This window comes from Rhizobacter sp. (assembly GCF_031412495.1).
GTDB lineage: Bacteria > Pseudomonadota > Gammaproteobacteria > Burkholderiales > Burkholderiaceae_C > Schlegelella_A.
On sequence record NZ_JANODC010000083.1, the window covers coordinates 1 to 10,492 of the forward strand.

The window sequence follows — 10,492 nt, forward strand, 5'->3', positions numbered from 1 at the left end:
GCCGGGGCTGCCGGCCTACGCCGTGCGCCTGAAGCCGGACGCCATCCGCGAGCTCGGGCTGACGGCGACCCAGCTCGCCGCCAGCCTGCGCGCCTTCGTCAACGGCGACGTCGCGACCTACTGGACGTCGCCCGACGGGCAGCAGGTCGACGTCGAGCTGCGCCTGCCGCAGACGGCGCGCGAGAACGTCGCCCAGCTCGACGACCTGCCGGTCGCCTACGCCCGGGACGGCACGCCGATCGAGCTGTCGCGCGTCGCCGACATCGTGCCGGTCGAGAACCCGGTCGTCATCAAGCGGCAGGACCTGCAGCGGCGCCAGGCCCTCTACGCCCGGTCCGAGGGTCGGCCGAGCGGCGACGTCGGCGCCGATGTCCAGAAGATCGTCAAGGAGACGCAGCTCCCGCCGGGCTATCGCTTCGACGTGGGTGGGGACACCAAGGAACAGGCCGAGGCCTTCCAGGGCGTCCTGTTCGCGCTCGGCGCCGCGGTCATCTTCATCTACATCGTGCTGGCGTCGCAGTTCGGCAGCTTCCTGCAGCCGATCGCCATCATGGCCTCGCTGCCGCTCGCGCTCATCGGCGTCATGCTGGCGCTGCTCTTCACGCGCTCGACGCTGAACCTGTTCTCGATGATCGGCCTGGTCATGCTGATGGGCCTGGTCACCAAGAATGCGATCCTGCTCGTCGACTTCGCCAACCACGGCCGCCGGAACGGGCTCGGCATGGCCGAGGCGCTGCTGCAGGCGGGCCTGGTCCGCATGCGGCCGATCATCATGACCACCGCGGCGATGGTGTTCGGCATGCTGCCGCTCGCCCTGGCCCTCGGCGAAGGCGGCGAGATCCAGGCGCCGATGGGCCGGGCCATCATCGGCGGCGTCATCACCTCGACCCTGCTCACGCTCGTCGTCGTTCCGGTGCTGTACAGCTACCTGGTGCGCGAGCGCAGGCCGGCATCGCCGCGCGAAGCGCCGCCGGCATCGGCCGGCGGCTCGATGACGGCGCACATGCCGGCGTCGAAGGACTGACCGCCGGGCGCGCCGGCCTCAGTCCTCGTAGCTCGCCAGGGGCGGGCAGGAGCACGATAGGTTGCGGTCGCCCCAGACGTTGTCGACCCGGCCGACCGGCGACCAGTACTTGCCCGCCCTCAGCGACGGCAGCGGAAAGGCCGCTTCCTCCCGCGTGTAGGCGCGCGTCCACTCGGAGCCGAGCAGGGCGGCCGCGGTGTGCGGCGCCGACTTCAGCGGGTTGTCGTCGCGCGGCCAGGTCCCGGCCTCGACCTTCGCGATCTCGGCCCGGATCGCGATCATCGCGGCGCAGAAGCGGTCGAGCTCGGCCAGCGGCTCGCTCTCCGTCGGCTCGACCATCAGCGTGCCCGGCACCGGGAAGCTCAGCGTCGGCGCGTGGAAGCCGTAGTCGACGAGGCGCTTGGCGACGTCCTCGGCGCTGATGCCTTGGCCGCCCTTGTCTCCGCCGGTGGCTTCCTTCAGCGGCCGCAGGTCGAGGATGCATTCGTGCGCAACGCCGCCGCCGCCGATGCCCTCGACGTTGCCGCTGAAGTGCAGCTCGTAGTGGCCGGCCAGACGCGCCGCGATGTAGTTGGCCGACAGGATCGCCGTCTCGGTGGCCTGGCGCAGCCCCTCGCTGCCCATCATGCGGATGTACATCCAGCTGATCGGCAGCACGGCGGCATTGCCGAGCGGCGCCGCCGACACCGCGCCGACGCCGCCTTCGACCTGGCCGGCGGCGTGGCCCGGCAGGAAGGGCACGAGGTCCGCGACGACGCAGACCGGGCCGACGCCGGGGCCGCCGCCGCCGTGCGGGATGCAGAAGGTCTTGTGCAGGTTGAGGTGGCTGACGTCGCCGCCGAACTCGCCCGGCGCGGCGACGCCGACCAGCGCGTTCATGTTCGCGCCGTCGACGTAGACCCGGCCGCCGTGCCGGTGCACGATCTCGCACAGCTCGCGCACGCGCCGCTCGAACACGCCGTAGGTCGAGGGGTAGGTGATCATCACCGCTGCCAGGCGGTCGCGGTGCTGCACGCAGCGGGCCTCGAGGTCGGCGAGGTCGACGTTGCCGTCGGCGTCGCACTTGGTCACCACCACCTGCAGCCCCGCCATCTGCGCGCTCGCCGGGTTCGTGCCGTGCGCCGACTCCGGGATCAGGCAGACGCTGCGGTGCGCTTCTCCGCGCGAGGCGTGCCAGGCGCGGATCGCGAGCAGGCCGGCGTACTCGCCCTGCGAGCCGGCATTGGGCTGCAGGCTCACGCCGGCATAGCCGGTCGCTTCGCAGAGCCAGTGCTCGAGCTGGCGGCGCAGCAGCTCGTAGCCGGCGCGCTGGTCGGCCGGTGCGAACGGATGGATGTTCGCGAAGCCCGGCCAGGTGATCGGGATCATCTCGCTCGACGCGTTCAGCTTCATCGTGCACGAGCCGAGCGGAATCATCGAGCGGTCGAGCGCCAGGTCCTTGTCGGAGAGGCTGCGGATGTAGCGCAGCATCGCCGTCTCGGCGTGGTGGCGATGGAACGTCGGATGCGTGAGGAAGGCCGACGTGCGGCGCAGGGCCGGCGGGATCAGCGGCGTGATGCCGCGCTCGAAGCCGCCGATGTCGGGGACCGGCTGGCCGTCCTTCGCGAACACGCGCCAGAGGGCGACGATGTCGTCGCGCGTCGCCGTCTCGTCGAGAGCGATGCCGAGCATCGTGTCGCCCCACTCGGGAAATCGGCGCAGGTTCATGCCGGCGGCCACGGCCCGCGCGGCGAGCTCGGCCGTCGCGGCACCGGTGTCGATCGTCAGCGTGTCGAACGCGGTCTCGCCGCGGATCGGCCAGCCGAGCTGGCGCAAGCCCTCGGCGAGCACCGCCGCATAGGAGGCGATCCGCCCGGCGATGCGCGTCAGCCCCTCCGGGCCGTGGTAGACGGCGTACATGCTGGAGACCACCGCCGGCAGCACCTGCGCCGTGCAGATGTTGGACGTCGCCCGCTCGCGCCGGATGTGCTGCTCGCGCGTCTGCAGCGCCAGCCGGTAGGCGACCTGTCCGTGCGCGTCGACGCTGACGCCGACCAGCCGCCCGGGCAGGCCGCGCTTGTAGTCGTCGCGGCAGGCGAGGTAGGCGGCGTGCGGGCCGCCGCAGCCCATCGGCATGCCGAAGCGCTGGGTCGTGCCGCAGGCGATGTCGGCGCCGATCTCGCCGGGCGGCGTGATCAGCGTCAGCGCGAGCAGGTCGGCAGCGACGATGAATGCCGCGCCGTGGGCGTGGATCAGCGGTGCGTCGGCGCGCAGGTCGTGCAGGGCGCCGCTCGTCGCCGGCAGCTGGGCCAGGACGGCGAAGTAGTCGCCGCCCGCGATCAGCGTCGCCCACTCCTCGGTGGAGTTGGCGAGGACGATGTTCAGGCCGAGCGGCGCGGCCCGGGTGCGCAGGACCTCGATCGTCTGCGGGTGGGCGTCGCCGGCGACGACGATCGTCTCGCTCTTGCACTTGACGCTGCGCCGGGCCAGCGACATCGCCTCTGCCGCGGCGGTGGCCTCGTCGAGCATCGACGCGTTGGCGACGGCCATGCCGGTCAGGTCGCAGACCATCGTCTGGAAGTTGACGAGCGCCTCGAGCCGGCCCTGCGAGATCTCGGCCTGGTACGGCGTGTAGGCGGTGTACCAGGCCGGGTTCTCGAGCACGTTGCGCAGGATGACGCCCGGCGTGTGCGTGCCGTGGGAGCCCTGGCCGATGAAGCTGCGCAGGACGCGGTTCTGCGCCGCGATGCCTTGCAGCTCGGCCAGCGCCGCGGCTTCGCTCAGCGGCGGCGGCAGGCGCATCGCTGTTCGCCGCGCGATCGAGTCCGGAACGATCGCCTCGATCAGGGCGCGCCGCGACCCGGCGCCGATCGTCTTCAGCATCGCCGCTTCGGCCTCTGCGTCGATGCCGATGTGGCGGGCGACGAATTCGGACGGGTTCTCGAGCTCGGCGAGGGGAGGGGTGGCGGACATCAGCATCTGCTCATCCTCGATGGGCAAGGGGCGGCTCGGCCTCACGAGGCCTTGACGAGGGCGTCGTACGCGGCCCGGTCGAGCAGCGAAGTGACCTCGCCGTCGTCGCTCAGGCGCACCTTCATGAACCAGCCGGCGGCGAGCGGGTCGCTGTTGGCGAGCGACGGGTCGGCGCGCAGCGCCTCGTTGACCTCGACGACCTCGCCGCTCACCGGCATGTACAGATCGGCGGCGGCCTTCACCGACTCGACGACACCGGCCACGTCGCCCTTCTTGAACGAGGTGCCGACCTGCGGCAGGTCGACGAAGACCACGTCGCCGAGGGCGTCCTGGGCGTGCTCGGTGATCCCGACCGTCGCGGCATCGGCGTCGGCGGTGTCGATCCATTCATGGTCGGCGGTGTAGAGGACGGGCATCGTGGGCTCCTGGTGGATATCGTGAGTAGAGAGGCAGAGGGACGGCGTCAGCCGCGGAAGTAGCGGTGCGGTGCAAAGGGCAGGGCGACGACGCGCATCGGCTGGCGCTTGCTGCGCACCTCGGCGTGCAGCAGCGTCCCCGGCACTGCGAAAGCGAGCGGCACGTAGGCGAGGGCGATCGGCTGGCCGACGCTGGGCCCGAGCGTTCCGCTGGTGACGATGCCGACCGCCGCCCCGCCCTCGTCGAGGACGCGCGCGCCTTCGCGCACCGGCGCCCGCTCGAGCCCGAGCAGGCCGACCCGCTTGCGCGCAGCGCCGCCGCCGAGATCGGCCTCGATCGCCGTCGCCCCCGGGTAGCCGCCGGCGCGTGCGCCGCCCGGACGGCGGACCTTCTGGATCGCCCAGGTCAGGCCGGCCTCGACCGGCGTAGTCGAGGCGTCGATGTCGTGGCCGTACAGGCACAGGCCGGCCTCGAGGCGCAAGGTATCGCGCGCACCGAGCCCGGCGGGTGCGACCTCCGGCTCGGCGAGCAGGGCCCGGGCCAGCGCCTCGGCACGGTCGGCCGCGACCGAGATCTCGAAGCCGTCCTCGCCGGTGTAGCCGGAGCGCGTCGCGAAGCAGTCGATGCCGCCGACGCGTGCCGACGAACCCGTCATGAAGGTGAGCGCGGCCAGGCTCGGTGCCAGCCGGGCCATGACGGCGCCGGCCTTCGGCCCCTGCAAGGCGAGAAGGGCGCGCTCGGGCAGCGGCTCGACGCTGCAGCGCGAGCCGATGTGGCGGCGCAGGTGTTCGATGTCGGCCGACTTGCACGAGGCGTTGACGACGAGCAGCAGATCGTCGGCACGGCGCGTGACCATCAGGTCGTCGAGGATGCCGCCCCCGTCGTTCGTAAACAGGGCGTAGCGCTGCCGGCCGACGCCGAGGTCGACGACGTCGACGGGCACGAGCGTCTCGAGCGCCGCCGCGGCATCGGCGCCGACGAGGCGCAGTTGGCCCATGTGCGAAACGTCGAACAGCACCGCCGACTCGCGGCACTGCCGGTGCTCGGCCAGGATGCCGGCCGGATAGGCGACCGGCATGTCGTAGCCGGCGAACGGCACCATCTTCGCGCCGAGCTGGACATGGAGCGGGTGCAGCGGCGTCTTCAGCAACGCTGCGGGCGGGATCACGTCGGCCATGGGCGGCTCCGGGCAATTTGCACACCCCGCCGGACCCGGCACCCTGCCGGCGACCTGCGGGAAACTGCCCTCCTGTCCGCTTTACCTGAGAGATTGGCAGCGCCGCGAACGGCCCTGCTTGCCCCTTCGGTGGGCCCGCTCGAAACGGGCCTCTCTCCAGCGAGGAACGCCTGCGAGCAGGCGTGTGCCAGTCCCTGGTACCTGAGCGTTCGACAGGGCTCTCGCACCGTCTGCGCCTTCGGCGGCTTCACCGGGGTGAAGCGCTCTCCTGGCCGGGTCAGTTTAGCAGCGGCCTCGACGCGGCCGGGATAATCCCGGCCGATGACGGCAGCGGATGAATGGTTGCGGATCGAGTCGCTCGATCTCGAGGCACAGGGCGTCGCCCACAACGCGGAAGGCAAGGTCGTCTTCGTCGAGGATGCCCTGCCTGGCGAGGAAGCCCGGGTCTCGGTGCGGCGCCAGAAGAAGCAGTGGGAGCAGGCCGGCATCGTCGCCCTTCGCCAGGAGAGCGCGCAGCGCGTCGTGCCGAGGTGCCGCCACTTCGGCGTCTGCGGCGGCTGCAAGATGCAGCACCTGCACGTCGGTGCGCAGGTCGCGACCAAGCAGCGCGCCCTCGAGGACGCGCTGTGGCACCTCGGCAAGGTCCGGCCGGAGCGCGTGCTGCGGCCGCTCGAGGGCCCGGCCTGGCGCTATCGGCACCGGGCCCGCCTCTCGGTCCGTCACGTCGCCAAGAAGGGCACCGTGCTGGTCGGCTTCCACGAGCGCAAGTCCAGCTTCGTCGCCGACATCGTCGCCTGCGAGGTCCTGCCGCGCCACGTCAGCGACCTGCTGTTGCCGCTGCGCGCGCTGGTCGGCTCGATGGCGACGCGTGACCGCATCCCGCAGATCGAGCTTGCCGTCGGCGACGGCACGACGGCGCTGGTCCTGCGCCATCTCGAGCCCCTGCCGCCGGAAGACCTGGAGCGGCTGCGCGACTTCGCGTCGGCGCATGGCGTCGAGTGGTGGCTGCAGCCCAAGGGCCCGGACACGACGAAGCCTCTGGACGGCGGCGCGTCGGCGCTGGCCTACTCGCTGCCCGAGTTCGGCATCCGGATGCCGTTCCGGCCGACCGACTTCACGCAGGTCAACCACGCCATGAACCAGGCGCTCGTAGCGCGGGCGGTCCGCCTCCTCGACGTGCAGCCCGGCCAGCGGGTGCTCGACTGGTTCTGCGGCCTCGGCAACTTCACGCTGCCGCTGGCGACCCGGGCCGGGTCGGTGCTCGGCATCGAAGGCAGCCCGGCGCTGGTCGAGCGGGCCCGGGAGGCGGCGGCCCTGAACGGGCTGGCCGCGAAAGCGACCTTCGCGGTACACAACCTGTTCGAGGTCGATGCCGCGCAGCTGGCGGCGTTCGGGCCGGCCGCCAAGTGGCTGGTGGACCCGCCGCGCGAGGGGGCGTTCGCCATCGTCAAGGCCCTGGTCGACCGGATCGACCAGGCGGGCGAATGGGACGCGCCGGAGCGCATCGTCTACGTCAGCTGCAACCCGGCGACCCTGGCGCGCGACGCCGGGCTCCTGGTCCACCGAGGCGGCTACCGCTGCATGGCGGCGGGCGCGGTGAACATGTTCCCGCACACCGCGCACGTCGAGAGCATCGCCGTGTTCGACCGCGCAAAGGAAACGGGACCCGCAGGCCCCGTCTAGTTCAGCGGCGCGCCGTCGCGGCGCGTCGACTCACTCCTTGCTGGCGAAGCCGAGCAAGGCGAGCAGCGACTGGAAGACGTTGAACACGCTCAGGTACACCCCGACGGTGGCGCTGATGTAGTTCGTCTCCTCGCCGTCCTTGACGCGCTTCAAGTCATAGAGGATGAAGGCGCTGAAGACGCCGATGGCCAGCACCGCGATGGTGATGAACAGCGCGCTCGACTGCAGGAAGATGTTCGCGATGCCGGCGACGAGCAGCATGATCGCGCCGACGAACAGGAACTTGCCCATCGAGGACAGGTCGCGCTTGATCACCGACGACAGCGTCGCCATGCCTAGGAAGATCAGGCCGGTTCCGGCGAAGGCGGTCATGATCAGCCCGGCACCGTTCGCCAGTCCGAGCACCGCACCGACGAGGCGGGACAGCATCAGGCCCATGAAGAACGTGAACGCGAGCAGCACGGGCACGCCGGCCGCGGAGTTCTTGGTCTTCTCGATGGCGTACAGGAAGCCGAATGCGCCGCCCAGGAACACGATAGCGCTCATGCCGGCGCCGAGCCCCGCCATCAGGCCGGTGCTCACGCCGATGAAGGCGCCGAGGATCGTCGGCACCATCGACAGGGCGAGCAGCCAGTAGGTGTTGCGCAGAACACGATTGCGCTGGTCGACGGTACTCGTGGCGTAGCCGGTGTTGAGCGTCTGCATGCTTTGGTCCATGGAACCTCCAGAGGAAGCGGTGAGTGATTCAGAGCGTCCGCGGCGATTCTAGTTCCCCGCGTTCCCGCACCATATGCAACCCGCGGGCCTGAATTCAACGCCCCGACGGTACAATTCCGACGCTTCAGCCCGCTCGTTTTCACGGGTGGAGCCGCACCTCCGTCGACTGGCGGGCCGGTCGCGTTCGCTGCCCGCCGCTGCGCCGGCCACCTTCCCGACCCGGAGCCGACCCTTGTCCCCGCACCTGCTGCCCGACCACGCCCAGGCCCTCCTGGCACTCGCCGACGGCACGGTTTTCAGGGGAATTTCCATCGGCACGACCGGCGAGACGACCGGCGAGGTGGTCTTCAACACCGCGCTGACCGGCTATCAGGAAATCCTCACCGACCCGAGCTACTGCCGGCAGATCGTCACCCTGACGTACCCGCACATCGGCAACTACGGCACCAGCCGGGAGGACGTCGAGGCGGCGCGCGTCCACGCCGCCGGGCTGGTCGTCAAAGACGTCCCGGCGCGGGCCTCGAACTTTCGCAGCGACGCCAGCCTGGGCGAGTACCTGCGGCGCGAGAAGACGGTCGGCATCGCCGGGATCGACACCCGTCGCCTGACCCGCCTGCTGCGCAGCAGCGGCGCGCAGAACGGCTGCATCGTCGCCCTGCCCCAAGGCGAGGCGATCACGGAGGCCGTCGTCGCGGGTGCCGTCGCCCGGGCCCGGGCCGCGCCGAGCATGGCCGGGCTGGACCTCGCCAAGGTCGTCAGCACGCGCGAGCCTTACGCGTGGACGCAGACGGAGTGGGCGCTCGGCTCCGGCTACGGCGTGCTCGCCCAGCCTCGCTTCCACGTCGTCGCCTACGACTTCGGCGTCAAGTTCAACATCCTGCGCATGCTCGCCGGGCGCGGCTGCCGGATCACGGTCGTCCCCGCCCAGACGCCGGCGGCGCACGCCCTGGAGCACGGGCCCGACGGCATCTTCCTGGCCAACGGACCGGGCGACCCGGAGCCGTGCGACTACGCCGTCGCCGCGACGCGTGAGTTCATCGAGCGCGGGATCCCGACCTTCGGCATCTGCCTCGGCCACCAGATCATGGCCCTGGCCTGCGGCGCCCGGACCTACAAGATGAAGTTCGGACACCACGGCGCGAACCACCCGGTGCAGGAGATCGACACCGGCCGGGTCAGCAACACCAGCCAGAACCACGGCTTCGCGGTCGACCGCGAGAGCCTGCCGGCGACGCTGCGCGCCACGCACGTCTCGCTCTTCGACGGCACGCTGCAGGGCCTGGCGCACGTCGACAGGCCTGCGTTCTGCTTCCAGGGCCACCCGGAAGCCTCGCCCGGGCCGCACGACATCGCCTACCTGTTCGACCGCTTCGTGGCGCTGATGGAGCAGGGCCGAAGCGGCCCGGCTGCCGTCCAGGCCGGCGCCGGGAGCGCGCATGCCTAAGCGCACCGATCTGAAGTCGATCCTCATCATCGGCGCCGGGCCGATCGTCATCGGCCAGGCATCCGAGTTCGACTACTCCGGGGCCCAGGCGTGCAAGGCGCTGCGCGAGGAGGGCTTCCGGGTCGTCCTCGTCAACAGCAACCCGGCGACGATCATGACCGACCCGGAGATGGCCGACGCCACCTACATCGAGCCGATCACCTGGGGCATCGTCGAGAAGATCATCGCCAAGGAGCGGCCCGACGCGGTGCTGCCGACGATGGGCGGGCAGACGGCGCTGAACTGCGCCCTCGACCTGCACCGCCACGGCGTGCTGCAGAAGTACGGCGTGGAGATGATCGGCGCCAACGAGAAGGCGATCGAGAAGGCCGAGGACCGCCTCAAGTTCAAGGACGCGATGACCGGCATCGGCCTGGCCTCGGCGAAATCGGGCATCGCCCACTCGCTCGAGGAGGCGCTCGTCGTGCAGCGGCGGATCACCCAGGAGACCGGCAGCAACGGCTTTCCGATGGTGATTCGGCCGAGCTTCACCCTCGGCGGCACCGGCGGCGGCATCGCATACAACCCGGACGAGTTCGAGGAGATCTGCAAGCGCGGCCTCGACCTCTCGCCGACCAAGGAACTCCTGATCGAGGAGAGCCTGATCGGCTGGAAGGAGTTCGAGATGGAGGTCGTCCGCGACAAGGCGGACAACTGCATCATCGTCTGCTCGATCGAGAACCTCGACCCGATGGGCATCCACACCGGCGACTCAATCACGGTGGCGCCTGCGCAGACCCTGTCCGACAAGGAATACCAGGTCATGCGCAATGCCTCGATCGCGATCCTGCGCGAGATCGGCGTCGAGACCGGCGGCTCGAACGTGCAGTTCGCGATCAATCCGAAGGACGGCCGGATGGTCGTCATCGAGATGAACCCCCGGGTCTCTCGGTCGTCGGCGCTGGCCTCGAAGGCGACCGGCTTTCCGATCGCCAAGGTGGCCGCCAAGCGGGCGGTCGGCTACACGCTCGACGAGCTGAAGAACGACATCACCGGCGGCGCGACGCCGGCCAGCTTCGAGCCGTCGATCGACTACGTC

8 protein-coding genes and 2 riboswitches are annotated in these 10,492 nt (G+C 70.7%); of the genes, 4 read left to right on the forward strand and 4 right to left on the reverse strand.

The window, feature by feature from the left end; all coding sequences use genetic code 11:
* Window positions 1–1,024 (forward strand): efflux RND transporter permease subunit (locus tag AC30N0_RS02995; RefSeq protein WP_489516450.1); only part of this gene is annotated, 1,024 nt, incomplete at its 5' end.
* Between the two features lie 18 nt (window positions 1,025–1,042).
* Here the strand turns inward: AC30N0_RS02995 and gcvP are convergent.
* The 3 genes from gcvP to gcvT are packed head-to-tail and all read right to left on the reverse strand — an operon-like array spanning window position 1,043 to window position 5,570.
* Window positions 1,043–3,982, reverse strand: coding sequence for an aminomethyl-transferring glycine dehydrogenase (gcvP, locus tag AC30N0_RS03000; RefSeq protein ID WP_489516457.1), 2,940 nt, complete (start codon window positions 3,980–3,982; stop codon window positions 1,043–1,045).
* Window positions 3,983–4,017: 35 nt separating this feature from the next.
* Complete coding sequence (gene gcvH, locus AC30N0_RS03005) at window positions 4,018–4,392, reverse strand: glycine cleavage system protein GcvH (protein ID WP_489516451.1); 375 nt, start codon at window positions 4,390–4,392, stop codon at window positions 4,018–4,020.
* A gap of 47 nt (window positions 4,393–4,439) precedes the next feature.
* A complete protein-coding gene (gcvT, locus tag AC30N0_RS03010; protein ID WP_489516452.1) occupies window positions 4,440–5,570 on the reverse strand; it encodes a glycine cleavage system aminomethyltransferase GcvT in 1,131 nt (376 codons plus the stop codon).
* Window positions 5,571–5,633: 63 nt separating this feature from the next.
* Window positions 5,634–5,740, reverse strand: a riboswitch (glycine riboswitch).
* An 8-nt stretch (window positions 5,741–5,748) separates the two neighbouring features.
* Window positions 5,749–5,851, reverse strand: a riboswitch (glycine riboswitch).
* Window positions 5,852–5,891: 40 nt separating this feature from the next.
* On the opposite strand from gcvT, the gene rlmD reads away from it, so the two are divergent.
* Complete coding sequence (gene rlmD / locus AC30N0_RS03015; RefSeq protein ID WP_489516453.1) at window positions 5,892–7,253, forward strand: 23S rRNA (uracil(1939)-C(5))-methyltransferase RlmD; 1,362 nt, start codon at window positions 5,892–5,894, stop codon at window positions 7,251–7,253.
* Between the two features lie 30 nt (window positions 7,254–7,283).
* On the opposite strand, the gene AC30N0_RS03020 is transcribed toward rlmD, so the two are convergent.
* Entirely contained in the window at window positions 7,284–7,970 is a 687-nt protein-coding gene (locus tag AC30N0_RS03020; RefSeq protein WP_489516454.1) for a Bax inhibitor-1 family protein, read from the reverse strand.
* 232 nt (window positions 7,971–8,202) lie between these two features.
* On the opposite strand from AC30N0_RS03020, the gene carA reads away from it, so the two are divergent.
* Both carA and carB read left to right on the forward strand, forming a co-directional pair.
* Window positions 8,203–9,414 (forward strand): glutamine-hydrolyzing carbamoyl-phosphate synthase small subunit, encoded by a 1,212-nt coding sequence (carA, locus tag AC30N0_RS03025; protein WP_489516455.1) that lies wholly within the window; start codon window positions 8,203–8,205, stop codon window positions 9,412–9,414.
* Window positions 9,407–10,492, forward strand: a 1,086-nt coding sequence (gene carB / locus AC30N0_RS03030) for a carbamoyl-phosphate synthase large subunit (RefSeq protein WP_489516456.1), incomplete at its 3' end; no start/stop codon positions are given. The genes carA and carB, both read left to right, overlap by 8 nt.

Excerpts from the sequence above, each read along its gene's own strand:
- gcvP (WP_489516457.1), bottom strand. The coding sequence starts at position 3,982 with ATGCTGATGTCCGCCACCCCTCCCCTCGCCGAGCTCGAGAACCCGTCC.
- gcvT (WP_489516452.1), bottom strand. The coding sequence starts at position 5,570 with ATGGCCGACGTGATCCCGCCCGCAGCGTTGCTGAAGACGCCGCTGCAC.
- AC30N0_RS03020 (WP_489516454.1), bottom strand. The coding sequence starts at position 7,970 with ATGGACCAAAGCATGCAGACGCTCAACACCGGCTACGCCACGAGTACC.
- rlmD (WP_489516453.1), top strand. The coding sequence starts at position 5,892 with ATGACGGCAGCGGATGAATGGTTGCGGATCGAGTCGCTCGATCTCGAG.
- gcvH (WP_489516451.1), bottom strand. The coding sequence starts at position 4,392 with ATGCCCGTCCTCTACACCGCCGACCATGAATGGATCGACACCGCCGAC.